The sequence below is a fragment of the Streptomyces sp. XH2 genome, assembly GCF_049725035.1.
Taxonomy (GTDB): domain Bacteria; phylum Actinomycetota; class Actinomycetes; order Streptomycetales; family Streptomycetaceae; genus Streptomyces; species Streptomyces roseoverticillatus.
Map to the genome: position 1 here is coordinate 222,899 of NZ_JBMMMZ010000007.1, position 22,129 is coordinate 245,027.

The following is a 22,129-nucleotide window of genomic DNA, read 5'->3' on the forward strand; positions in this document are numbered from 1 at the left end:
GCTGCCTCCGTGGCTGATATCCAGATCCCCGCTGACATCAAGCCCGCCGATGGTCGCTTCGGCGCGGGCCCGTCCAAGGTGCGTACGGAGGCGCTCGCCGCGCTGGCTGCCACCGGAACCTCTCTGCTCGGCACGTCCCACCGCCAGGCCCCGGTCAAGAACCTGGTCGGCTCGGTGCGCGACGGCGTGCGCGCGCTCTTCTCCCTGCCCGACGGCTACGAGGTGATCCTCGGCAACGGCGGCTCCACCGCCTTCTGGGACGTCGCGACGCACGGCCTGATCGAGAACAAGTCGCAGCACCTCTCCTTCGGCGAGTTCTCCTCCAAGTTCGCGAAGGCCGCGAAGCTCGCGCCGTGGCTGGCCGAGCCGACCGTCATCTCCTCCGAGCCCGGCACCCACCCGGAGCCGAAGGCGGAGGCCGGCGCCGACGTCTACGCCCTCACCCACAACGAGACCTCCACCGGCGTCGCCGCGCCGATCCGGCGCGTCGAGGGCGCCGACGAGGGCGCGCTCGTGCTGGTCGACGCCACGTCCGGCGCGGGCGGCCTGCCCGTCGACATCGCCGAGACCGACGTCTACTACTTCGCCCCGCAGAAGTCCTTCGCCTCCGACGGCGGCCTGTGGCTCGCGGTCTTCTCCCCCGCGGCGCTGGAGCGCGCGGCGCGCGTCCACGCGTCGGGGCGGCACGTTCCCGAGTTCTTCTCCCTGCCGACCGCGATCGACAACTCCCTCAAGAACCAGACGTACAACACCCCGGCCCTCTCCACCCTCTTCCTGCTGAACCAGCAGCTGGAGTGGCTGAACGGCCAGGGCGGCCTGGACTGGGCGGTCCGCCGCACCGCGACCTCCGCCCGCACGCTCTACGGCTGGGCCGAGGCCTCCAAGCACGCGAGCCCGTTCGTGGCCGACCCGGCGAAGCGGTCGGCCGTCATCGGCACGATCGACTTCACGGACGACGTGGACGCGGCGGCCGTCGCCAAGGTCCTCCGCGCCAACGGCATCGTCGACACCGAGCCGTACCGCAAGCTCGGCCGCAACCAGCTGCGCATCGCGATGTTCCCGGCGATCGAACCGTCCGACGTCGAGGCCCTGACGGCCTGCGTCGACTACGTGATCGAACAGCTCTGACGGACGGTCCCTCCGGGGACCGAGCCTGACGACCACCGCGGCGCGGCCATGCACCACCGGGCCGCGCCGCGGTGGTGATCCGCCGGGAGTTACCGGGCCGGCCCCGGAGCGCATGCCTCAGGCAGGAAACCCCCGCCGCGGTGGTGATCCGCCGCTGCGGCGGCAGAAGAAAGCCGGTCCCTGCGCCCCGCGCACCCGCAGTCCCTGCCGCAGGCAGGAAACCCCCGCCGCAACGGCGCGCAACCGAAACGGCGCATACCGGCGGTGCCGAACAACCCCACGCCGGATTCCCGCCACGCACAGCGCAGCGGCAACCGCAGCGTCAGTCGCGGCGGCGCAGCAGCCGTCGCAGGCCCACCGCCGCGCCCGCGGCCACGGCGAGGGCGCCCGCGCCGATGAACAGGGTGCGGTTGCCGTCGCCCGTGCCGCTGCCGGACGACGCCCGGGAGCCGCCGTCGCCGTTCTTCGCGTCGTCGGCCCGCTTGGGCACCGAGTCCGGCAGCAGGTCGCCCTCCAGGGTGACCGGCTGCACCGTGCTGCGCTTGCCCTCCGAGCCGTACATCAGGGCCCGGCCGTCCGCCGTGAAGGTGACCGACTCGCCCTGGCGCTGCAGCGGTACGGCCGGGCTGCCGATCTCCTGGGGGCGGCCGTCCTGCCAGCGGTACTCGCGGGCGTCGAAGTAGCCGCGGACGACGAGCCGGGTGCCGTCGGGGGAGAACGCGCCGTCCGTGGCCCACAGGTTGATGTCGGCGGTCCGCCGGAAGACGTTGACGCCGGACGCGGAGAGCCGCTCCGGCGCCTCGTACAGGGCGCCCTTGCCCGAGCGCTTCTTGCTGACGATGTACACGCGCCCGGTCTTGGGATGCACCATCAGCGACTCGGCGTCGCGCGGGCCGTCGTCGTAGCGGACGGTGTAGCGGGTGGGGGTGAGGGTGGTGTCCTCAAGGGTCTTCGGCTCGGGGAAGCGGTAGATCCACACCTCCGGCCAGCGGCCGCCGAAGTTGTCGCCGATGTCGCCGAGGTAGATGCTGCCGTCCGGTCCGATGGAGATGGCCTCGACGTCGCGCGGCTCGACCCCGGCGAGGGTGACGGTGGCGACCGTGCGGCCGGTGCTGCTGTCGACGGCGTAGACGTACGCGCCGTCACCGCTGTCGTTGTGCGTCCAGTACACGCCGGGGTGGGTGCGGCTGGCCGCGAGGCCGCTGGACTCCTTGATCCGGGGGTCCTCGATGGTGAAGCCCGAAGCGGACGAGGGGGACGAGGCGGAAGCGGAGGCACCGGCGGCCGGCCGCGCGGCGCCGTCGTCGGCCAGGGCCGGGCCGGCGGTCAGCACGGCGGGCACGGCCAGCACGGTCAGCGCGGCGGCTGCGAGGGCGGCACGTGCGGCGGGGAACGGGCGTGGACGCATGGATCCAAGCGTGCCATCCGGGCCGGTGCCACGGGTGCGTGCACCGCCGCCCCGCCCCACCCGCCCGGAACTCGACACTCCCCCTATCCCGCGCGCCTCGCTGATCTGCACCGCACTCCGGACGACCCGGCGAACGCGAAAAGTATTCGCCAACCGAGCGGCCGAAAACCGTCCACAGAAAAGAACGCATTGGCGAATTCCCGCACTGCCGTACGCAGTCGACCCGTATAGGTTTCCGACCGAACGGCAATCAGTTCCAGGGAGGAAAATCAATGAAGCGCATCAAGCGCCGCCTGGCCTACGCAGCCGTGGGTTCGATCATGGCGGCCGGCACCGGTCTGGTGGGAGCCACGGCCGCCTCGGCCGCACCGGCGCCGCACGTCTCGTCCTGCGACAGCTACCGCAACAACGGGACCGTGTGGACGGCCAACTGCCGCGTCGACTACGGCAAGTCCCAGTCGTGGACCCGCTGTTCCGACGGCACGGTGCTGTACGGCGCCTGGGTGGGCACGGGCTACTGGATCTTCAGAGGGGACTGCTCCGGCCACGGCCGGATCGTCAGCTACGGCCACACGGACAGCCCCTGACCGCCCCCGGTCGCACCGCGACCGGATCGAGGTGATGACTCCGCCCCGCCGGAACGCCGGCGGGGCGGATCCTCCGCTTTTCCGGACCGCCCCGTCAACCACATTTCCGCATTTCATGACCGCGCCCGGCGAAATACTCCGTTCACACTCCCCGGCAAAAGCGGAACGGAAATCCACGGCGGCGCGCCGGCCCCGTACCCGACCCTCCTGCGCCCCGCCCGCCCCACCATCCGCGATGATGTGCACATGCGGATCATGTTCGTCGGCGACTCGATGACCATCGGTAGCGCCGGTGACCTCACATGGCGCTACCGCATGTGGCAGCACCTCAACGCGACGTACGGCGGCCCGTACAAGATCGTCGGCCCGCGCCGCGAGCTGTACGACCCGGCCGCCGACGCGCCCGTCTCGTACGCCTACGGCGCACCGGACTTCCCCGAGCGCGCCCGCGCGCACCTCGCCGGCTGGGGCGAGGGCTGGCTGCACATGGCCCCGCTCGTCGGGGACGCGGTCCGGGCCGGCCGCGCCGACACCCTGCTCGTCTCCCTCGGCCTCATCGACCTCGGCTTCTACACCAACGCCGAGCAGACGGCCGGGAACGTGCGCCGCTTCATCGCCGAGGCGCGCGCCGCCAACCCGCGCGTACGGGTCGTGCTGATGCCCGTCATCCGCAACGTCCGGGCCAACAACGACCCGCCGTTCGCCGCCGAGTGCGAGCGCTTCAACGAACTCCTCGGCAAGACCGTCGCCGACCTCGGCACCCCCGGCTCACCGCTGCTCCTCGCGTCCCGCCCGGACGGCTGGGACATGGACCGCGACACGTACGACGGCACGCACCCCAACGCGGCCGGCGAACACCGCCTGGCCGCCGCCTTCGCGGACGCGCTGCACCAGGCGTGGGATGTGGGCGGGGCGTACGAACCGGCGGCCTAGCCCGCTGGGGCACCGCGCCCCATGAGAGGTGCGGGGCGGTGCCGGATCTGCGGCTCCGCCGCGTGGGCGCGACCAGCCGCACAGGGCCCGCGGCCGCGCGCCGGTGCCCTGCCCGTACGCATGGGCAGGGCACCGGCGCGCCTCCTCGCTCAGGCCCTCACCAAGCGAACGCCTCCGGCGAAGCCCCCGGTCCCGGGAAGATCTCGTCCAACTGGCCGAGAAGCTCGGCGGAAAGCTCCAGCTCCACGGCGCGCAGCGCCGACGCGAGCTGGTCGGCCGTGCGCGGGCCGACGATCGGACCGGTCACTCCGGGCCGGGTGAGCAGCCAGGCGAGGGCCACCTCGCCCGGCTGCAGGCCGTGCTTGTCGAGCAGGTCCTCGTAAGCCTGCACCTGCTCGCGGACCTTGGTGTTCGCGAGCGCGTCCGCCGACCGCCCGGACGCCGCGCGGGCGCTGCCGCCCTCCCGTTCCTTGCGGATGACGCCGCCGAGCAGCCCTCCGTGCAGCGGCGACCAGGGGATGACGCCCAGGCCGTAGCCCTCGGCGGCCGGGATGACCTCCATCTCGGCGCGCCGCTCGGCCAGGTTGTACAGGCACTGCTCGCTGACGAGCCCGAGCGAGCCGCGCCGCCGGGCGGCCTCGTTGGCCTGGGCGATGTGCCAGCCGGCGTGGTTGGAGGAGCCCGCGTAGACGATCTTGCCCTGCTGGACGAGGACGTCGATCGCCTGCCAGATCTCGTCCCACGGCGTCGCCCGGTCGACGTGGTGGAACTGGTAGAGGTCGATGTGGTCGGTCCGCAGCCGCTTGAGGCTCTCGTCGACGGCGCGCCGGATGTTCACGGCGGACAGGCGGTCGTGGTTCGGCCAGTCGGCGCCGTCCGGGCCCATGTTGCCGAAGACCTTGGTGGCGATGACGACCTTGTCGCGGCGGCCGCCGCCCTTGGCGAACCAGGTCCCGATGATCTCCTCGGTCCGGCCCTTGTCGTCACCCCAGCCGTAGACGTTGGCGGTGTCGAAGAAGTTGACGCCCGCGCCGAGCGCGGCGTCCATGATGGCGTGGCTGCCGGCTTCGTCGGTCTGCGGGCCGAAGTTCATGGTGCCGAGGACGAGCCGGCTGACCTTGAGGCCTGTGCGTCCGAGCTGCGTGTACTCCATGGCGCCCTAGCCAACGCCCTTGAGCGCGCTCAAGGCAAGAGCGACCCGGGGCTTGAGCCCGCACGAGCGGAAGCCGGGCTCACGGCCTCAGGGGGTCACTTCACCGCTGCCACCACGGCGACGACGACGAGGATCGCGGCGAGCGCGGCGGTCATGATGCGGTTTCTGGTCTTCGGGTCCACGCATCGAGCGTAACCGGAGGGGTGGGGGCGCCCTGCCCGCGGGCCGGTCCGCTCCGTGGGCCGGTCCGCCCTCTGCGGCCTGGTCCGCCCTCCACGGGCCGGTCCGCCCTCCGTGGGCCGGTCTACCCGCCCAGCTCCCACGCCGCCACCGTCTCGTAGCGCGGGCGCTCGCCGGGGACGCCACCGCCCGGGAGCCGGCTGCGCATGAGCTCCAGCCGCTGCACGGTCCAGGGCGTGCCGCTGAAGCCGGCGAGGCTCTCGGCGTACGGGCGAAGGTGCACCGGCCCCGCGGCGCGGGCGAGGGTCAGGTGCGGGTGGAAGTCGTGCGTGGTGTCGACGGCCACACCCGCCCGGCGCGCTCCGGCCGCGGCCGAGCGGGCCAGGTCGCGCAGGATCGTGCGCTCGCCGTCCGCGCCGACCCACAGGATCCGGTCCCCGAACCGCCCGCCCCCGGCGAACCGCAGTTCGTGCGGCGGGTGCCGGTGGGCGGCGCGGCCGAGCCGCTCGGTCAGCTCCGGCAGCAGAGCCGGGTCGACCTCGCCGAGGAAGGCGAGCGTGAAGTGCCAGCCGGCCGGCTCGGTCCAGCGCAGCAGGTCCGCACCGGGCAGCCCGCGCAGGGCGGCCGTGGCCCCGGCCAGCTCGGCGACGGCCGCCTCCGGCGGCACGACAGCGGCGAAGAGTCGCATAGGACCAGTCTCCCCTTTGGGGAGGGGTTTACGGATGCGATGCGGGGGCGCATTGCTTCGGCGGTGCCGGGCCCCGCGTGGCTTCCGCGGCGCGGCGGCTCGGACGGCTTCGGGGGTGCCGAGGCTCAGACGCCTTCAGCGGTGCCGGGGCTCGGGCGGCCTCGGCACCGTCGGCGAGGAGCGGTGCGGCTTGTCGCGTTGCGGCGAGGAGGGAGGGGCGGGGTCTCTTCCACGAGTCGTGCCGCCGGGTAGGAAGACGCCGCCGCGAGGGCTACACGCCACGGCGGCGCAGCCCGGCGGTGCCGGAGCCGCCCGGGCCGGGCCGGCGTACCCCGGCCCGGCAGCCTCGCCCCGGGCGAGCCCGGAACCCCGCCCCCGCCGCACGGCGCTACGCCGTCGCCAGCTCCTCCGCAGGAGAACCCGCGGGCCGCCGCGGTACGAAGGCCACGTGCGTGTGGCCGCGCCGCAGGTCGACCTTCAGCCGCAGGTCGCCCACCCGGGCCAGGACCAGGCCCACGCCGACCGCCGCGAGCGTGGCGACCGCGCCGCCGGCGAGGAAGCCGACGCGGGCGCCGTAGGCGTCGGTCACCCAGCCGACCAGCGGGGCGCCGAGCGGCGTGCCGCCCATGAACACCATCATGAACAGGCTCATGACACGCCCGCGCATCGCGGGATCCGTGCCGAGCTGGATGCTGGAGTTGGCGGTCACGTTGATGGTGAGGCCGAACATGCCGATCGGCACGAGCAGCGCCGCGAAGACCCAGAACGAGGGCGCGAGCGCGGCCGTGATCTCCAGGACGCCGAAGAGCAGGGCGGCGCCGACGAGGAACCGCAGCCGCGAGCTGCCCCGGCGCGCGGCGAGCAGGGCGCCCACCAGGGAGCCGCCCGCCATCAGAGTGTTGAGCAGGCCGTACGTGCCCGCGCCGGCGTGGTAGACGTCGTTGACGAAGGCCGTGAGCCAGATGGGGAAGTTGAAGCCGAAGGTGCCGATGAAGCCGACGAGGACGATCGGCCAGACGAGGTCGGGCCGCCCGGCCACGTAGCGCAGGCCCTCCCGCAGCTGGCCCTTCGCGCGCGGCGCGCGGTCGACCTTGTGGAGCTCGGCGGTGCGCATCAGCAGCAGCCCGGCGACGGGCGCGACGAAGGACAGGCCGTTGAGGAGGAACGCCCAGCCGCTGCCCACGGCCGTGATGAGCACACCGGCGACGGCGGGCCCGACCAGCCGGGCGGACTGGAAGTTGGCGGAGTTGAGGCTGACGGCGTTGCGCAGGTCGGCGGGGCCGACCATCTCCACGACGAAGGCCTGGCGGGCGGGGTTGTCGACCACGGTGACGAGGCCGAGGACGAACGCGGTGAGGTAGACGTGCCAGACCTGCACATGGCCGGAGAGGGTGAGCACGGCGAGCGCGAGGCCGGTGAGGCCCATGGCGGCCTGGGTGAGGACGAGCAGCCTGCGCTTCGGGCAGCGGTCGGCGATGACGCCGCCGTAGAGCCCGAGGAAGAGCATGGGCAGGAACTGCAGGGCCGTGGTGATGCCGACGGCGGCGGAGGAGCCGGTGAGGCTGAGGACCAGCCAGTCCTGGGCGATGCGCTGCATCCAGGTGCCGGTGTTGGAGACGACCTGGCCGGTGGCGAAGAGGCGGTAGTTGCGGATTCTGAGGGAACTGAAGGTGCCGCCCTTGGACCCGGGCTCAGGGCTCTCGGCCGGTCCGGTCTCGGTCAGGGCGGCGCTGCGTACGGCGTCGTCGTGGCTGTTCGGTGCGGGTGCGGAGTCTGCTCCGGGTCCCGTACTCAAAGTGGGTTCGCCTCCTCCTGGCGCGTCTTACAGGTGCGCGAGCTTCTCGAGGACGGGTGCGGCGGCGCGCAGCGTCGCCCACTCCTCCTCGTCGAGCCGCCCCACGAGCTCGGTGAGCCAGACGTTCCGCTTGCGGCGGCTCTCTTCGAGCATGGCCTCGGCCCGCTCGGTCTGGGTGACCACCTTCTGGCGGCGGTCCTCGGGGTGCGGCTCCAGCCGGACCAGGCCCTTGGCTTCGAGCAGGGCGACGATGCGGGTCATCGACGGGGGCTGCACGTGCTCCTTGCGGGCGAGCTCACCGGGGGTGGCGCTGCCACAGCCGGCGAGCGTGCCCAGCACCGACATCTCCGTGGGGCTGAGCGATTCATCGACCCGCTGGTGCTTGAGCCGACGCGACAGGCGCATGACACCGGAACGCAGGGAGTTCACTGCGGCGGTATCGACTTGGGGGTCCCGGTCCGACATGTCCTTAGCCTAACTCATTACCCGAACTAAATAAAGTGGATTCGGCGGGGCGCCCGGTGGCACGCGGCACATCGCCGGAAGCAGGCCGTCTGCAGGACCCCGCGCCCCCTGCGCGGGGCCAAGCATGTGATGGCCAGATCATTGCGGCGAACCGGCACCGCTGACAAAAGTCACGTGCGGTCGGTGATCGACGGCACTGCCGGAGACCCCGGCCCTGCCGCGAAAGTAGGAACACCGGAAGCCGTACGGCTACGGGACGCAGCACAGCCCCGGGGGAATCCGATCATGAGCGACACGGCCACCGCCACGCAGACGCAAGCACAGACGCAAGCGCAGGCGGAGGCGCAGGCGCAGGCGACCACCGTCGGAGGGACCGCCCCGGCCGTCCCGCGCGGGCAGGCGCTCCGGGACAGCTTCGCGCCGCTCCTCGTGGACGCCGTCCTGCCGATGGCCGCGTACTACGCCCTCAGCAAGGGGTTCGGCATGGGCACGGTCGCGGCCCTGGGCTGGAGCAGTGCGCTGCCCGCCGCGCGGACCGTCTGGGGCCTGGCCAAGGAGCGCCGGGTCAACGCCCTCGCCGCGCTGATCCTCGTCGTCAACCTCGTGGGGCTGGTGCTCAGCGGCGTCAGCGGGGACGCCCGGCTGATGCTGGCCAAGGACAGCGCCGTCAGCAGCGTCGTCGGACTCGTGGTGCTGGTCTCCGCGGTCGCCGGGCGGCGGCCGCTGATGACGACCGGCCTCAAGCCGTGGGTCGTCAAGGGCGATCCGGCGCGGATGGCCGCGTGGGACAGGCTGTCGGCCCGCGACGCACGGTTCCGGCGCACCGAGCGGACGTTCTCCGTCGTGTGGGGCAGCGCGCTGCTGGCCGAGTGCGTCGCGCGGGTCGTGGGCGCGTACACCCTGCCGGTCGGCACGATGGTGTGGCTGGGGAACGTGATCCTCGGCGTGGCGATCGTCGCCGCGATGGTGATCGGCGGCGGACTGGCCGCGGACCCCATGGAGAAGATGGTCGACGCGGAGACGGCCCGCCCCGCCGCGGGCTGAGGCCCCGGAGGCCTGCGGGCCTACGGGCCCCGGACTTGCAGGCCCCGGGCCGCCAGGCCTCCGGGCCTACGGGCCTACGCTGGAAGTGCGGCCCAGTGAACGAACCCCCGGGAGGCCGTCATGACCAGGAAAGTCGCCGACTGCCGCAGGTTCCCCAGCGAGACGGACTGCTCACTGACCATCACCGGCGAGGAGGACGAGGTCATCCGCGCCGCCAGCGAACACGCCGTCTCCGTGCACAAGCACAAGGACAGCCCCGCACTGCGGGAGCAGATCCGGCAAATGCTGGAGGACGAGCAGGCCAGCGCGTAGCCCCTACGCCGGGAAGCGCCTGCCCACCCAGCGCCACGTCAGCTCCAGCGCCGCGGCCGCCACCGCCGCGATGGCGACGGCGGCCCACGGCATGGTCGCGCCCACCAGCTTCAGCGCGAAGAAGTGCTGGAGCCAGGGCGTGGCGAGCACGACGAGGAAGCCCGCGGCCATGGCCAGGACCAGGCCGATCCGCCACCACGTGTACGGGCGCGCGATGATCGCGAGGACCCACAGCGAGATCAGGAACAGCGTCAGCGTCGCCGCGCTGGTCTCCGCGTCCAGGGCGCCGACGCCTGCGTAGTAGTGCCGCGCCAGCAGGTACGCGGCGAAGGTGGCGACCCCCGCGATGGCGCCGGCCGGGATCGCGTACCGCATGACCCTGCGGACGAAGTGGGGTTGCGCGCGCTCCTTGTTCGGCGCGAGGGCCAGGAAGAAGGCCGGGACGCCGATGGTGAGCGTGGAGAGCAGCGTCAGGTGGCGCGGGAGGAACGGGTACGGCACCTGGGAGCAGACCACGAGGATCGCGAGCAGCACCGAGTAGACCGTCTTGGTCAGGAACAGCGTCGCCACGCGCGTGATGTTGCCGATGACGCGGCGGCCCTCCGCCACCACCGACGGCAGCGTCGCGAAGCTGTTGTTCAGCAGCACGATCTGGGCGACGGCCCGGGTCGCCTCGGAGCCCGAGCCCATCGAGACGCCGATGTCGGCGTCCTTGAGCGCCAGGACGTCGTTGACGCCGTCGCCGGTCATGGCGACGGTGTGGCCGCGGTGCTGCAGCGCCCCGACCATGTCCCGCTTCTGCTGCGGGGTGACCCGCCCGAAGACCGCGCCCTCGTCCAGCGCGCGCCCCATCGCCTCCCGCTCCGCGGGCAGCCGCCGCGCGTCGACCGGCCCCTTGGCGCCGGTCAGCCCGAGCTTGGCGGCCACGGCGCCGACGGAGACGGCGTTGTCGCCCGAGATGACCTTCGCGGAGACGTTCTGCTCGGCGAAGTAGCGCAGGGTGGCGCCCGCGTCCGGGCGCAGCCGCTGCTCCAGGACGACCAGCCCGGTGGGGTGTACGCCGTCGGTGACGCCCGGGTCGTCCAGGCCGCGCGTGGCGCGCGCGAGCAGCAGCACCCGCAGCCCCTTGGCGTTGAGCTCCTCGACGTGCGCGAGGGCGGGGTCGCCCGCGGGCAGCAGCACGTCGGGGGCGCCGAGGAGCCAGGTGGCGCTCTCGCCGTCGGGGGAGCGCAGGGCGGCGCCGCTGTACTTGCGGGCGGAGGAGAAGGGGAGGGAGTCGGTGCACTGCCAGTGCGGGCCGTCCGGCGACGGATAGGCGTCGATGATCGCCTGGAGGCTGGCGTTGGGGCGGGGGTCGGCCTCGCCGAGCGCGCCGAGCACGTGGCGTACGTACGCCTCGCCCTTCTCGGAGGCTGTTCCTGTTCCTGTTCCGGTTCCTGGTCCGGTTCCTGGTCCGGCCGGGGCCGCCGCGCCGTCCAGCAGGCGCAGCTCGCTGACGTCCATGCCGCCCTCGGTGAGCGTGCCCGTCTTGTCCAGGCAGACGACGTCGACGCGGGCCAGGCCCTCGATCGCGGGCAGCTCCTGCACCAGGCACTGCTTGCGCCCCAGCCGGATCACTCCGATCGCGAAGGCCACGGACGTCAGCAGCACCAGCCCCTCCGGGACCATGGGCACGATCCCCGCGACCATCCGCCGGACGGCCTCCCTCCAGTCGTGGTCCTGGAGGATCCACTGGCTGAGGATCAGGCCGATCGCGGTCGGGAACATCATCCACGTCACGTACTTGAGGATCTGGCTGATACCCGTGCGCAGCTCCGAGTGGACGAGCGTGAACCGGGACGCCTCCTCCGCGAGCTGGGCCGCGTACGCCTCCCGCCCGACCTTGGCCGCGGCGAACGCGCCACCGCCGGCCACGACGAAAGAGCCGGACATGACGGGGTCCCCGGGCCGCTTCAGCACGGGGTCGGCCTCACCGGTCAGCAGCGACTCGTCGATCTCCAGCCCGTCGGCCTCCAGGACGCGCCCGTCCACGACGCACTTGTCGCCCGGCCCGAGCTCGATCACGTCGTCGAGGACGATCCCGGACGTGGGGATCGGGCGGGGCGCGCCGTCGCGGCGAACGGTCGGCCTGGCCTCGCCGATGACGGCGAGCGAGTCGAGGGTCTTCTTGGCCCGCAGCTCCTGGACGATGCCGATCGCCGTGTTGGCGACGATCACGAAGCCGAAGAGGCCGTCCTGGATGGGGCCCACGACGAGGATGATCAGGAAGAGGACGCCGATGATGGCGTTGAAGCGGGTGAAGACGTTGGCCCGCACGATCTCCGCGGTGGAGCGCGAGGAGCGGACGGGCACGTCGTTGACCTCGCCCCGGGCCACGCGCTCGGCGACCTCGGCCGCGCTGAGGCCCGGGTGCGGCGCGGGCAGGTGCTCCTCGGTCGCGGTCTGCGCCGGATCGCTCATGAATCCGACGGTACGGGGACGCTGGGCGCTCTGCCTTCCGAACCAGCCGCAATCGGCCGCGGCGCTCGAAGGGCGGCAGCCGGCCGCGGCGCCTGCGCCGCTCGGTGGCGCCGCACCCGGGACGGGGGGCGCGCACCCACGGAACCGCCGCGGCTGGGGGCACCTCCCAGCGGTAGCTGGGGGAGCTCAGCCCCGCGGGCGTTGCCGGCGGTGCCGTGCCCGCCTCAGGCCGGTCCGGCACCGCCGGTCCGGCACCGCCGGTCAGCCTGCCGGGTGGCTGGGTCGCCGTTGCGGCGGAGGCACCCGCGGTGCCTAACGGGCCGCGTCCGCCGCCCCCCGCGGAGCGGACTCCGCGCGGCGGATCGCCGCATCGCGCTTGCGTACGTACCAGACGCCGATCAGGCCCAGCCCGCCGCCGGCCAGGCACGTCCACAGCCACCACAGGTGACCGTGGTCGTCGAACCAGCCGTAGAAGGGCAACTGGACGAGGAAGAGGACGAACCAGATGACGGTGCCGCCGGTGATGGTGGCGACGACGTTGCCCTCCAGGGGCTCGGGCGCTTCGTGCCTGGGTGTCCACTTCGTCATGGACGCAAGCGTAGTGCGTGGGCCTCCGCGGCCCGGCGCGAGGCGGCGGTCCGGGCGGGGCCGTGGGAGGAGCCCTTGGCGCATAAGGGTCTACGCGCGGAGATAGCAATCCCGCGCTTGTTTATTCATACTGAATCGAACGGAAGATGACCGGCTGGTTTTGTCTGATCATACAGCTCACGGCCGGTTCATGATCCACGTTCATGAACCACGTTCGTGATCCAACCGCGTGTCCCCCCGCCGCCTGCGTCCCCGCAGGCCCACCCGACTGAGGTCTCGTATGCCCACCTCGGCCACTTCCCCGGTCGACGCCCAGCAGCCGTCCCCGCCGCCGTCCTCCCAGCCCAAGGGCGCCCTCGACCGGTACTTCCGGATCAGCGAGCGCGGCTCGTCGGTCTCCCGGGAGCTCCGCGGCGGCCTGGCCACCTTCTTCGCGATGGCCTACATCGTGGTGCTGAACCCGATCATCCTCGGCGCCGGCCAGGACAAGTTCGGCCACCAGCTGGACAACGGCCAGCTGGTCACGGCCACCGCCCTGATGGCCGGCCTCAGCACCGTCCTCATGGGCGTCATCGGCAACGTGCCCATCGCGTGCGCCGCCGGCCTCGGCATCAACGCCGTCGTCTCGCTCCAGCTCGCCCCCAAGATGAGCTGGCCCGACGCGATGGGCATGGTCGTGCTCGCGGGCCTCGTGCTGATGGTGCTGGTCGCCTCGGGCCTGCGGCAGCGCGTCATGGACGCGATCCCGGGCGGGCTGCGGCGCGCCATCGCGATCGGCATCGGCCTCTTCATCTCGCTGATCGGCCTCGTCGACTCCGGCTTCGTCACCCGCAACCCGGACGCCGCGCACACCACCGTCCCCCTGGGCCTCGGCCAGGGCGGCCAGCTGCACGGCTGGCCCGTGCTGGTCTTCGTCGTCGGCCTCGCGCTGACGTTCATCCTGGTCGTCCGCAAGACGCGCGGCGCGATCCTCATCGGCATCGTCGCCATGACGTTCGTGGCGATCGTCATCAACTCCCTCGCCAAGATCCCGGGCACCAGCTGGGGCCTGTCCGTCCCCCAGGTCCCGGACAAGATCATCGGCGCCCCCGACTTCGGCCTCATCGGTGACATCAGCCTCTTCGGCGGCTTCCGCGAGGTCGGCCTGCTGACCGGCTGCCTGTTCGTCTTCACCGTGCTGCTGTCGGGCTTCTTCGACGCGATGGGCACGATCATCGGCGTCGGCGAGGAGGCCGGGCTCACCGACGAGAACGGCCAGCTGCCCAACATGGGCAAGATCCTCATGGTCGACGGCCTCGCGGTCGCCGGCGGCGGCCTCGGCTCCGCCTCCGCCAACACCTGCTTCGTGGAGTCCACGGCCGGCGTGGGCGAGGGCGCCCGCACGGGCCTCGCCAACCTGATGACCGGCGGCCTCTTCCTCCTCACCCTGGTCTTCACCCCGCTCGCCACGGTCGTCCCCTCCCAGGCGGCCACGCCCGCCCTGCTGGTCGTGGGCTTCCTGATCATGGCGGCGAACGTCAAGGAGATCGACTGGAGCGACTTCACCATCGCGGTGCCGGCGTTCCTGACGATCATCGCGATGCCCTTCACGTACTCGATCACCAACGGCATCGGCATGGGCGTCCTCGCCTTCATCCTGCTGCGGATCGCCGACCGCCGCGGCCGCGAGATCCCCTGGCTGCTGAACGTGGTCGGGCTCTGCTTCCTCGTGTACTTCTTCCTGGACCCGATCGAGCAGATGCTGGGCGTGAAGTAACGCCGCGCTCCCTCCTCTCACCGCGCCCCCGGTGACGGCCCGTTCGGGCCGCCGCCGGGGGCTCTGCGTGCGGCGCCCTCGCCCGGCGGGCGGGCGGGACGGCCTCACCGGTACATCAGCCGCCGCAGGACCGCCTCCACCGGGCCCCGCCACCCCCGGCGCTCGAACACATGCGCCCCGGCCACCGTCACCAGCCACACTCCCACCGCGAACAGGGCCATCGTGGCGCTGGTCAGGCGGCCGCCCACGCCCAGGCCCCAGGCCGCGAGCACCGGGGCGAAGAGCAGCGAATGGGCGAGGTAGCTGGACAGCGACCGCTTGCCGACGGCGGATATCGCCGACACGGCCACCGCCGCCTTCGTGCCGGCCCGCGCCGCCCGTCCGCTCCACCAGTGCACGAACAGCGCCACCACCGCGACGTAGCCGAGCCCGGCCCCGTATCCGGTGAGCTCCCGGAGGACCGTCAGCGCCCCGGTCTCGCTCTGTGCGTCGTCCGGCACGCCGAGCGCTCCGATGTGGGCGAGCGCCGCGGGCAGCGCACCGAGCCAGCCGACCGCGATGCCGAGCACGGCCGTGCGGCGCAGCAGCGGCAGGTGGCGGCCCGGCTCCTCCAGGATGCGGCGGCGCGCGGCCAGGAAGCCGAGCAGGAAGACGGCATAGCCGCCGCCTATCAGGGAGAAGGGGGCCGCGGTGAAGGTGACGAAGAGCCCGGTCGTCAGCCTGGTCCCGGCCGCGGCGAGCCAACTCCCGTCGCCCGCCCCGTAGGCCGCGGCTCCCGGGTCCGCACCCGCGTCCCCCAAGGACCCCAGCTCCCCCTGGATCAGCGCCGATATGACCGGCTGCGCGGACACGAGGACCAGTTGCGCGGCGCCGATCGCGATCCACCACTTCAGGGCGTGGTCGCTCCGCCGGAGGAAAAGCGCGCCGAGCGCGAGGCTCAGCAGGCCGTAGTAGCCGACGATGTCACCCGCCATGAGCAGGGTGGCGTGGGCGAGCCCGATGACTATCAGGAGGAGGCTGCGCCTGCGCAGGATCCTGACCGCGTCGCGCTCGCCGGCACCGGCGGCGGTCAGGCGCAGGAAGAGCTGCATCATGCCGTAGCCGAAGAGGAAGGCGAAGAGCGGATAGACCCGGAGGTCGAGCACCGTGATCATCGCGAACTGGACCGCGTGGTCCGGCCGTCCGCCGGTCACGGGCTGCCACCCCGAAGGCCCGTACGCGGACCGCCACAGGTGGAACGCGGTGTTCGAGAGCACGATGAACAGCAGCATGATCCCGCGCGCCAGATCGGGCGCGAGGGCCCGCTCAGCGGGGCGCACGCCCGCGGGGCGCGGAGCCGGGTGCCGTTCCGGGCCGGGGTCCGGGGTGCTGCGCGCCGGGGTGCTGCGGGCCCCGTCCTGGGTGTCGACCGTCATGCCTCGACGCTAGGGAGCCGATGGTCGGTCAGGCGTCCCTCTTCCGTCCAGGAACGCTTCACTTTCGTCTAGGAGCGCATCACCTTCCGTCAGCGCCTCCCTACGCCACCACCCCGCACTAGGGCTCGTCGATTTGCCGTTCGGGTGAGGGGGAAGCCCGATACCGTACCGGCAAGGGACCGTTGCACCGGCACCGTCGGGAGGGGACTGCTCCATGGCCACCCAGGGCGCAGACGAAAAGAACGGGCCGTTACCGGGCGTCTACCGCATCGACCCCGAGGCATCGCGGATCCGGTTCCGGATGCGGGCGCTCTTCGGGCTGTTTCCCGTCAAGGGGAGCTTCTCCGTCGCGCACGGCCTCGTCACCGTCGCGGAGACCGAATCCTCCTCCACCGTCGAGGCGGTGATCCCCGTCGACAGCTTCGCCAGCGGGCACGCGCAGCGCGACCGGCACGTCCGCTCAGCCGATTACCTCGACTCGGCGCTCCACCCCGAGATCCGATTCCGGAGCGGCGACGTCCGGCGCGCGGGCGGGGAGGTGACGGTGCACGGCGAGCTGACGGTGCGCGGCGTCACCCGGCCGGCCGTCCTCACCCTGGGGGAGGTCGTTGCGGACGGTCCGCGACTGAGCGTGCGGGCCACGACCGTCGTCGACCGCTATGCCTTCGGGGTCACCAACGCCAAGGGAATGACGGGCCGTCGGCTGCGGATCGCCCTCGACGTGGTGGCCGTGCGCTGAGGCCCCGCGCGCTCCCCGTGCCGCCCTGTTCCCGCTGTCACGGTCGTGCAGAACCGGTACCTTCGGGGGGAAAGCGGCCGGTGGTCTCAGGCGGCCCTAGGCGGTCTTAGGGGATTCGGTGGGGATCGAGAGCGATCAGCTTGTGTACGACTATCTGAGCCGGGTCGGTGACATCGCCCAGCGGCAGGCGGAGCTCACCTCCGCCGACCGCATGCGGCTCGTCTCCCGGCTGCGGACGGAGATCGAGCGCCGCAGGGCCTCCGAGGGCGCCGACACGCCCGCCGCCGTCCAGCGCATCCTCACCGGCCTCGGCACGCCGGACGAGGCCGTCGCCGGTGCGGGGGCTTCGACCGGGGCCTCGGCGGGATCCGCCGCGGGCGGGTTCGCGGACCCGGGCGGCCGCGTCCCGGCGCCCCGGCGCGAGGGGGAGCCCGCCCGGGCGGCCGCCCCCTCCGGCCCGCCCTCGTACGCCGCGCCCGAACGGCCCACGGCCGATGTGACCGCGGGGTCCGCCGGGGCCGCCGCGACGGGTGACGCGCCGGACTGGTGGAGCGCCGAGGCCGGTCCCTCCCCGCTGTCCTCGCCCTTCGCGGGCGCGGGTACGGCGCGGAGCACGATCCACGGCTTCACCGGCGGCATCGAGATCCCCGACATACTGAAACCGCCCCCGCGCCCCGGTGACGACCGTGACGAGGCCGCAGAAGCCGCTGCCCGGCAGGGCGAGCACGGCTCGGAAGGCACCTGGGACGAGGAGGACGAGGCGGACGGCCCGCGCCGCCCGAGCCTCTTCCGGCGCGCCGACGGCGCCCCCGTCCCCCCGCTGCTGCTGCTCGTCGCCCTGATCCTGGTCGTGGGTGCCGTGCTCAGCAACTGGATCGTCCTCGCGGCCGGCTGGGGCCTCGCGTACCTCACCCGCAAGCTGTCGCAGACCGAGTCCAAGTGGGCGGTCATGGGCGTGCCCGGCCTCGTAGCGGCCGCCGGGATCGTGTGGCTGTGGGGCCGTACGGAAGGGCGCTGGGGCGATCCGGTGCCGGACGGCGGCCTGGGTGCGGCGATGTCGGACACGTGGCCGTGGGTCCTGCGGGGAGCGGCCGTCGCCTCCGCGGCGTTCGTCGTGTGGCGGTCGCGCCGCCCGGGCTGACGGGACGGCTCCCGGGGCGGCGGGCGGTGTTGCCGGGGGAGGGCGTCCCGTCTCGCCCCCGTCGCGGCGGGGACCGGCCACCGCGACGGCCTCCGGCGGTGCCGGGCCCCTGAGCCCGTACGGCACCGCCGGACACGACCGCCGTGGTCGCGCTCCCCAGCTACCGCCGGGCGGTGCCCCCGGCTGCGGCGGATTCGAGGACCCGGGTCAGACGGCTCCGGTGTCGACAGAGCCGACGGAGGCGACGGTGTCGACGGCTCCATCGTTGCCGGTCTCCGCATCCCACGGCCGCCCCGGGACCACCAGCGGGCTCCCCGTCACCGGGTCCGGGACGACGACCGACTGCAGGCCGAAGACCTCCCGCACCAGGTCCGCCGTCACGATGTCCGCCGGGCGGCCCTGGGCGACGACGCGGCCCGCCTTCATCGCGACGAGGTGGTCGGCGTAGCGCGCCGCCTGGTTGAGGTCGTGGAGCACGGCGACGACCGTACGGCCGCGCTCGCGGTTGAGCCGCCGCACCAGGTCCAGGACCTCCACCTGGTGGGCGATGTCGAGGTACGTGGTGGGCTCGTCCAGGAGGAGCAGGTCCGTCTCCTGGGCGAGGGCCATGGCGATCCAGACGCGCTGCCGCTGGCCGCCGGAGAGTTCGTCCACGGACCGTTCGGCCAGCGCGGTCGTGTCCGTACGGGCCATGGCGTCGGCGACGGCCCGCTCGTCGGCCTCCGACCACTGCTGCCACCAGCGCTGGTGCGGCTGGCGGCCGCGGGCGACGAGGTCCGCGACGGTGATGGCCTCGGGCGCGACGGGCGTCTGCGGGAGCAGGCCCAGGGACTGGGCGATCGCCCGGGTGGGTATGCGGGCGAGGTCCTCGCCGTCGAGCAGGACGGTGCCGCGGGCGGGCTTGAGCAGCCGCCCGAGCGCCCGCAGCAGTGTCGACTTCCCGCACGCGTTGGGGCCGATGACGATGGTGACCTCGCCGTCGGGGACGGCCAGGTCGAGGCCGTCGACGACCGTGCGGTCCTCGTAGGCGAGGGTCAGGTCGCGGGCGGCCAGCCGACTGCCCTGCGCGCGCTCGGTCACGCTGTTCCTCCCGTGTTCCGGGTGCTGTGGCCCTTGATGATGAGCCGGATCAGGTACGGGGCGCCGACCGCCGCGGTCAGCACGCCCACGGGCAGTTGCGTCGGCTCCAGCAGCTTGCGGCCCAGCAGGTCGGCGACGACCACGATGACCGCGCCGGTCAGCGCCGAGGACAGCAGCGGGATCTGTGCGGTGCGCGTCATGCGGCGGGCGAGCTGCGGGGCGAGCAGTGCCACGAAGTCGACGGGCCCGGCGGCGCCCGTGGCGAGGGAGGCGAGGACGACGCCGAGGAGGACGAGCCCGCCCCGAACCCGGTTCAGCCGCACGCCCAGCGCGGTCGCCGTGTCGTCGTCCATGGTGACCGTGCGCTGTGCGCGGGCGGCCCAGCAGAGGAAGGGCGCGAGCGCGAGCAGCGCCCAGGCCAGCGGGGCGGCCTCGTCCCAGCCGGGGCCGTTCAGCGAGCCGGTCATCCACACCTGCGCCCGCTGGGCGACGAGGTAGTCGCCCTTGGTCATGAACAGGTGGGTGACGGAGCGGAGGGCGACGGCGAAGCCGATGCCGATGAGGACGAAGCGGGTGGCGTGCAGGCCGCCGCGCCACGCGAAGGCGTAGACGAGGGCGGCGGCGAGGAGACCGCCGGCGACGGACACGTAGGGCAGGGCGGCGTACGAGGTGAGGCCGAAGGTCATCGCACCGACCGTCAGGGCGCTCGCGCCCTGGGTGATGCCGATGACGTCGGGGCTGGCGAGCGGGTTGCGGGCGACGGTCTGGATGAGCGCGCCGCCGGCGCCGAACGCGAGGCCGACGAGCAGGCCCACGGTCATGCGCGGCAGGCGCAGGGTGCCGACGGTGACCTCTTCGCGCGAGGGCTCGCCGAGGAGGACCTTCAGCACCTCGCCGGGCGCGGCGTAGGTCTTGCCGACGCACAGGTAGGCGAGGCAGGCGGCGGCCAGCAGGACGACCAGGCCGGCGGCGACGGCGGTGCCGCGCCGGTGGACGAGGAAGGACCCGCGCCCGGCCCGTACGAGGGCGTAGCCGGCGGGGCGTGCGGCGGTTCCGGCGCTACGGGCAGCGGTCCCGGCGCCGCGGGCAGCGGTGCTCATACGGCGGCCACCCGCTTCCGGCGGACGAGGGCGACGAGGAAGGGCACGCCGATCAGGGCCGTCATCACGCCGGCCGGGACCTCGCCCGGCGGGAAGAAGACGCGTCCGGCGGTGTCGGCGGCCAGCAGGACGACGGGGCCGAGGAGGGCGGACATGGGCAGCAGCCAGCGGTGGTCGCCGCCGACGAGGGCGCGGGCGATGTGCGGCACGGCGAGGCCGACGAAGGCGATGGGGCCTGCGGCGGCCACGCCGGCGCCGGTCAGGACGGTGGCTCCGAGGCCGCCCGTGATGCGGACGGCGGCGACGTTCTGGCCGAGGCCCTTCGCGACGTCCTCGCCGAGGGCGAGGGCGTCCAGGCCGCGGGCCACCGACAGCACCAGCGCCGCTCCCACGAGCAGGAACGGCCAGATCCGGCCGGCCAGGCCGGTGTCGCTCGCGGAGAGCGCGCCGACCTGCCAGAAGCGGAACTTGTCCAGGACGGACGCCTGGGTGGTGAGCACGGCGGTGGTCAGCGAGACGAGCAGGGCGTTGATCGCGGCGCCGGCCAGCGCGAGTTTGACGGGCGAGGCGCCGCCGCGGCCGCGCGAGGCGATCGCGTAGACGGCGACGGAGGCGAGCGCCGCGCCGCCGAACGCCCACCACACGTAGCCCGTGACGCTCTCGACCCCGGCGAGCATGATCGCGAGGACGACGCCGACGGCCGCGCCGTGGCTGATGCCGAGGATGCCGGGGTCGGCGATCGGGTTGCGGGTGATGCCCTGCAGGGCCGTGCCGGCCAGGGCGAGGCCGGCGCCGACCATCAGGCCGACGAGGGTCCGCGGCAGCCGCATCTCGCGGACGACCGTGGCGTCCTTGCCGTCGCCTCCGTGCAGCAGGGCGTCGAGGACGTGGCCGGGGGCGACCGGGCGGGCTCCCACGGCGAGGCTGAGGAGCACCGCGACCAGCAGGGCGGCGACCGCGGCCACCGTCCAGCCGATCCGGCGCCTGACCAGGGAGGATCTGGGGGTGCTGAGCGGGACGGCGGCTGACATCGCTTCCACGGGGGTCGGACGGCCGAAAGGCCGGAATAAGGCGGTTAGGGCAGGCTAAGTGTACGTAGCGGGCTCTTCGGGGGGACCGGGGCCGTCTCCGGCGCCGCGGCGCTCAGGATTCCCCCGCGAGTCCCCCGTGCCGGAAGGCACCAGGCCTTCCCCGCACAATGGGCCCCATGAGTCCCACCGCGCGCACGCCCCGCTTCACGGTCGGCTTCGACCTGGACCTCACCCTGGTCGATTCCCGCCCGGGCATCCGGGCCGCGTATGAGACGCTCGCCGCCGCCACGGGTGCGGCCATCGACATCGACCTCGCCCTGAGCCGGATCGGGCCGCCGCTGGAGCAGGAGCTGGCGCACTGGTTCCCCGCGGAGCGCGTCGCCGAGGCCGCCGCCCTCTACGTGGCCGCCTATCCGGAGCACGGCATCGCCCCCTCCCCCGCGCTGCCGGGCGCCCGCGAGGCCGTGGCCACGGTGCGCGCGCTGGGCGGGCAGGCGGTCGTCGTCACCGCCAAGAACGCCCGGAACGCCCGCCTCCACCTCGATCACCTGCGCATCGAGCCGGACGTGCTCGTCGGCTCGCTGTGGGCGGAGGGCAAGGCCGTGGCGCTGCGCGAGCACGGAGCGGACGTGTACGTGGGCGACCACGTCGGCGACGTGCGCGGTGCGCGCGCGGCGGGGGCGCTGTCGGTCGGCGTGACGACCGGGCCCTGCGCGGCGGACGAGCTGCGGGCGGCGGGCGCGGACGTCGTCCTCGCCGGCCTGACGGACTTTCCGCAGTGGCTGCGCGGCTACCTGGCCGCGGGCGAGCCCGCCGCGGAGGCGCGCGCCTGACGCCGCTGGGCGGCGATCGACTGCAGCACCCCGGCGCCCGCGATGAGGAATCCCACCCCCATGAGCATGCAGACGAAGTACGCTGCGGGGGGCAGCGGATCGGCGCCCAGGAACAGCGGGGCGACCGTCGCCAGGGTGGCCACCGCGCCTACGAGGAAGACGACGGCGCCGATGCGTACCAGCAGATCCCCGGCCCGGGGCGTTTCGCTACTCACCCGACCAGGGTAGATCCCTGGGCGTGGGGTGGGACCGGGGACATCTTGTCACCGGGCCCGGGACCATTAGCCTTGGGG

At 73.4% G+C, this 22,129-nt stretch carries 21 protein-coding genes; 9 read left to right on the forward strand and 12 right to left on the reverse strand.

The window, feature by feature from the left end; all coding sequences use genetic code 11:
• The first annotated feature begins 9 nt into the window (after positions 1-9).
• Complete coding sequence (serC, locus tag ACOTKD_RS16190) at positions 10-1,128, forward strand: phosphoserine transaminase (protein WP_424889642.1); 1,119 nt, start codon at positions 10-12, stop codon at positions 1,126-1,128.
• Between the two features lie 322 nt (positions 1,129-1,450).
• On the opposite strand, the gene ACOTKD_RS16195 is transcribed toward serC, so the two are convergent.
• Positions 1,451-2,536, reverse strand: coding sequence for a hypothetical protein (locus ACOTKD_RS16195; protein ID WP_424889643.1), 1,086 nt, complete (start codon positions 2,534-2,536; stop codon positions 1,451-1,453).
• Between the two features lie 272 nt (positions 2,537-2,808).
• Between ACOTKD_RS16195 and ACOTKD_RS16200 the strand changes: the two genes are divergently transcribed.
• Together ACOTKD_RS16200 and ACOTKD_RS16205 are read left to right on the forward strand one after the other, a co-directional pair.
• Positions 2,809-3,123 (forward strand): hypothetical protein, encoded by a 315-nt coding sequence (locus ACOTKD_RS16200; protein ID WP_424889644.1) that lies wholly within the window; start codon positions 2,809-2,811, stop codon positions 3,121-3,123.
• Between the two features lie 246 nt (positions 3,124-3,369).
• Entirely contained in the window at positions 3,370-4,056 is a 687-nt protein-coding gene (locus ACOTKD_RS16205) for a GDSL-type esterase/lipase family protein (RefSeq protein WP_424889645.1), read from the forward strand.
• Positions 4,057-4,213: 157 nt separating this feature from the next.
• On the opposite strand, the gene ACOTKD_RS16210 is transcribed toward ACOTKD_RS16205, so the two are convergent.
• The 4 genes from ACOTKD_RS16210 to ACOTKD_RS16225 form a co-directional block, all read right to left on the reverse strand.
• Positions 4,214-5,209 (reverse strand): aldo/keto reductase, encoded by a 996-nt coding sequence (locus ACOTKD_RS16210; RefSeq protein ID WP_424889646.1) that lies wholly within the window; start codon positions 5,207-5,209, stop codon positions 4,214-4,216.
• 304 nt (positions 5,210-5,513) lie between these two features.
• Positions 5,514-6,077: an RNA 2',3'-cyclic phosphodiesterase gene (gene thpR, locus ACOTKD_RS16215; protein WP_424889647.1), complete on the reverse strand. Its 564-nt coding sequence runs from the start codon at positions 6,075-6,077 to the stop codon at positions 5,514-5,516.
• Between the two features lie 388 nt (positions 6,078-6,465).
• The gene (locus tag ACOTKD_RS16220) at positions 6,466-7,872 is read right to left on the reverse strand and encodes an MFS transporter (RefSeq protein WP_424889648.1); all 1,407 of its coding nucleotides are present in this window, start codon (positions 7,870-7,872) and stop codon (positions 6,466-6,468) included.
• A 27-nt stretch (positions 7,873-7,899) separates the two neighbouring features.
• A complete protein-coding gene (locus ACOTKD_RS16225; protein WP_030369066.1) occupies positions 7,900-8,337 on the reverse strand; it encodes a MarR family winged helix-turn-helix transcriptional regulator in 438 nt (145 codons plus the stop codon).
• Positions 8,338-8,622: 285 nt separating this feature from the next.
• Here ACOTKD_RS16225 and ACOTKD_RS16230 point away from each other — a divergent pair, with 285 nt between their 5' ends.
• Positions 8,623-9,381, forward strand: coding sequence for a VC0807 family protein (locus ACOTKD_RS16230; RefSeq protein ID WP_424889649.1), 759 nt, complete (start codon positions 8,623-8,625; stop codon positions 9,379-9,381).
• Positions 9,382-9,501: 120 nt separating this feature from the next.
• Complete coding sequence (locus ACOTKD_RS16235; RefSeq protein ID WP_424889650.1) at positions 9,502-9,693, forward strand: DUF1059 domain-containing protein; 192 nt, start codon at positions 9,502-9,504, stop codon at positions 9,691-9,693.
• 3 nt (positions 9,694-9,696) lie between these two features.
• On the opposite strand, the gene ACOTKD_RS16240 is transcribed toward ACOTKD_RS16235, so the two are convergent.
• The gene (locus ACOTKD_RS16240) at positions 9,697-12,153 is read right to left on the reverse strand and encodes an HAD-IC family P-type ATPase (RefSeq protein WP_424889651.1); all 2,457 of its coding nucleotides are present in this window, start codon (positions 12,151-12,153) and stop codon (positions 9,697-9,699) included.
• A gap of 312 nt (positions 12,154-12,465) precedes the next feature.
• Positions 12,466-12,741: a DUF2530 domain-containing protein gene (locus ACOTKD_RS16245; RefSeq protein ID WP_424889652.1), complete on the reverse strand. Its 276-nt coding sequence runs from the start codon at positions 12,739-12,741 to the stop codon at positions 12,466-12,468.
• 280 nt (positions 12,742-13,021) lie between these two features.
• Between ACOTKD_RS16245 and ACOTKD_RS16250 the strand changes: the two genes are divergently transcribed.
• Positions 13,022-14,497 carry an NCS2 family permease gene (locus tag ACOTKD_RS16250; RefSeq protein WP_424889653.1) on the forward strand — a complete coding sequence of 492 codons (1,476 nt, stop codon included), beginning with the start codon at positions 13,022-13,024 and terminating at the stop codon, positions 14,495-14,497.
• A gap of 104 nt (positions 14,498-14,601) precedes the next feature.
• Here the strand turns inward: ACOTKD_RS16250 and ACOTKD_RS16255 are convergent, their stop codons facing one another.
• A complete protein-coding gene (locus ACOTKD_RS16255) occupies positions 14,602-15,912 on the reverse strand; it encodes a DUF418 domain-containing protein (RefSeq protein WP_424889654.1) in 1,311 nt (436 codons plus the stop codon).
• A 214-nt stretch (positions 15,913-16,126) separates the two neighbouring features.
• On the opposite strand from ACOTKD_RS16255, the gene ACOTKD_RS16260 reads away from it, so the two are divergent.
• Complete coding sequence (locus ACOTKD_RS16260; protein WP_424889655.1) at positions 16,127-16,651, forward strand: YceI family protein; 525 nt, start codon at positions 16,127-16,129, stop codon at positions 16,649-16,651.
• A 118-nt stretch (positions 16,652-16,769) separates the two neighbouring features.
• Positions 16,770-17,792, forward strand: coding sequence for a hypothetical protein (locus ACOTKD_RS16265; RefSeq protein WP_424889656.1), 1,023 nt, complete (start codon positions 16,770-16,772; stop codon positions 17,790-17,792).
• Positions 17,793-17,999: 207 nt separating this feature from the next.
• Here ACOTKD_RS16265 and ACOTKD_RS16270 read toward each other — a convergent pair whose 3' ends face one another.
• Genes ACOTKD_RS16270 through ACOTKD_RS16280 form a run of 3 tightly spaced genes read right to left on the reverse strand, consistent with a single transcriptional unit; the run spans position 18,000 to position 21,003 of the window.
• A complete protein-coding gene (locus ACOTKD_RS16270) occupies positions 18,000-18,872 on the reverse strand; it encodes an ABC transporter ATP-binding protein (protein WP_424889657.1) in 873 nt (290 codons plus the stop codon).
• The gene (locus tag ACOTKD_RS16275; protein ID WP_424889658.1) at positions 18,869-19,972 is read right to left on the reverse strand and encodes a FecCD family ABC transporter permease; all 1,104 of its coding nucleotides are present in this window, start codon (positions 19,970-19,972) and stop codon (positions 18,869-18,871) included. Before ACOTKD_RS16275 ends, ACOTKD_RS16270 begins: the two co-directional genes overlap by 4 nt.
• On the reverse strand, positions 19,969-21,003 hold the full coding sequence (locus ACOTKD_RS16280; protein WP_424889659.1) for a FecCD family ABC transporter permease: 1,035 nt from the start codon (positions 21,001-21,003) through the stop codon (positions 19,969-19,971). The genes ACOTKD_RS16275 and ACOTKD_RS16280 overlap by 4 nt, the downstream gene beginning before the upstream one ends.
• A gap of 167 nt (positions 21,004-21,170) precedes the next feature.
• Between ACOTKD_RS16280 and ACOTKD_RS16285 the strand changes: the two genes are divergently transcribed.
• Positions 21,171-21,836: an HAD family hydrolase gene (locus ACOTKD_RS16285; RefSeq protein ID WP_424889660.1), complete on the forward strand. Its 666-nt coding sequence runs from the start codon at positions 21,171-21,173 to the stop codon at positions 21,834-21,836.
• On the opposite strand, the gene ACOTKD_RS16290 is transcribed toward ACOTKD_RS16285, so the two are convergent.
• Positions 21,794-22,051, reverse strand: a complete 258-nt coding sequence (locus ACOTKD_RS16290) for a hypothetical protein (RefSeq protein WP_424889661.1) — start codon at positions 22,049-22,051, stop codon at positions 21,794-21,796. The genes ACOTKD_RS16285 and ACOTKD_RS16290 overlap by 43 nt on opposite strands.
• Positions 22,052-22,129 lie beyond the last annotated feature (78 nt).

Excerpts from the sequence above, each read along its gene's own strand:
- ACOTKD_RS16195 (WP_424889643.1), bottom strand. The coding sequence starts at position 2,536 with ATGCGTCCACGCCCGTTCCCCGCCGCACGTGCCGCCCTCGCAGCCGCC.
- ACOTKD_RS16200 (WP_424889644.1), top strand. The coding sequence starts at position 2,809 with ATGAAGCGCATCAAGCGCCGCCTGGCCTACGCAGCCGTGGGTTCGATC.
- ACOTKD_RS16205 (WP_424889645.1), top strand. The coding sequence starts at position 3,370 with ATGCGGATCATGTTCGTCGGCGACTCGATGACCATCGGTAGCGCCGGT.
- ACOTKD_RS16210 (WP_424889646.1), bottom strand. The coding sequence starts at position 5,209 with ATGGAGTACACGCAGCTCGGACGCACAGGCCTCAAGGTCAGCCGGCTC.
- thpR (WP_424889647.1), bottom strand. The coding sequence starts at position 6,077 with ATGCGACTCTTCGCCGCTGTCGTGCCGCCGGAGGCGGCCGTCGCCGAG.
- ACOTKD_RS16225 (WP_030369066.1), bottom strand. The coding sequence starts at position 8,337 with ATGTCGGACCGGGACCCCCAAGTCGATACCGCCGCAGTGAACTCCCTG.
- ACOTKD_RS16230 (WP_424889649.1), top strand. The coding sequence starts at position 8,623 with ATGAGCGACACGGCCACCGCCACGCAGACGCAAGCACAGACGCAAGCG.
- ACOTKD_RS16235 (WP_424889650.1), top strand. The coding sequence starts at position 9,502 with ATGACCAGGAAAGTCGCCGACTGCCGCAGGTTCCCCAGCGAGACGGAC.
- ACOTKD_RS16240 (WP_424889651.1), bottom strand. The coding sequence starts at position 12,153 with ATGAGCGATCCGGCGCAGACCGCGACCGAGGAGCACCTGCCCGCGCCG.
- ACOTKD_RS16245 (WP_424889652.1), bottom strand. The coding sequence starts at position 12,741 with ATGACGAAGTGGACACCCAGGCACGAAGCGCCCGAGCCCCTGGAGGGC.
- ACOTKD_RS16250 (WP_424889653.1), top strand. The coding sequence starts at position 13,022 with ATGCCCACCTCGGCCACTTCCCCGGTCGACGCCCAGCAGCCGTCCCCG.
- ACOTKD_RS16255 (WP_424889654.1), bottom strand. The coding sequence starts at position 15,912 with ATGACGGTCGACACCCAGGACGGGGCCCGCAGCACCCCGGCGCGCAGC.
- ACOTKD_RS16260 (WP_424889655.1), top strand. The coding sequence starts at position 16,127 with ATGGCCACCCAGGGCGCAGACGAAAAGAACGGGCCGTTACCGGGCGTC.
- ACOTKD_RS16275 (WP_424889658.1), bottom strand. The coding sequence starts at position 19,972 with ATGAGCACCGCTGCCCGCGGCGCCGGGACCGCTGCCCGTAGCGCCGGA.
- ACOTKD_RS16280 (WP_424889659.1), bottom strand. The coding sequence starts at position 21,003 with ATGTCAGCCGCCGTCCCGCTCAGCACCCCCAGATCCTCCCTGGTCAGG.
- ACOTKD_RS16285 (WP_424889660.1), top strand. The coding sequence starts at position 21,171 with ATGGGCCCCATGAGTCCCACCGCGCGCACGCCCCGCTTCACGGTCGGC.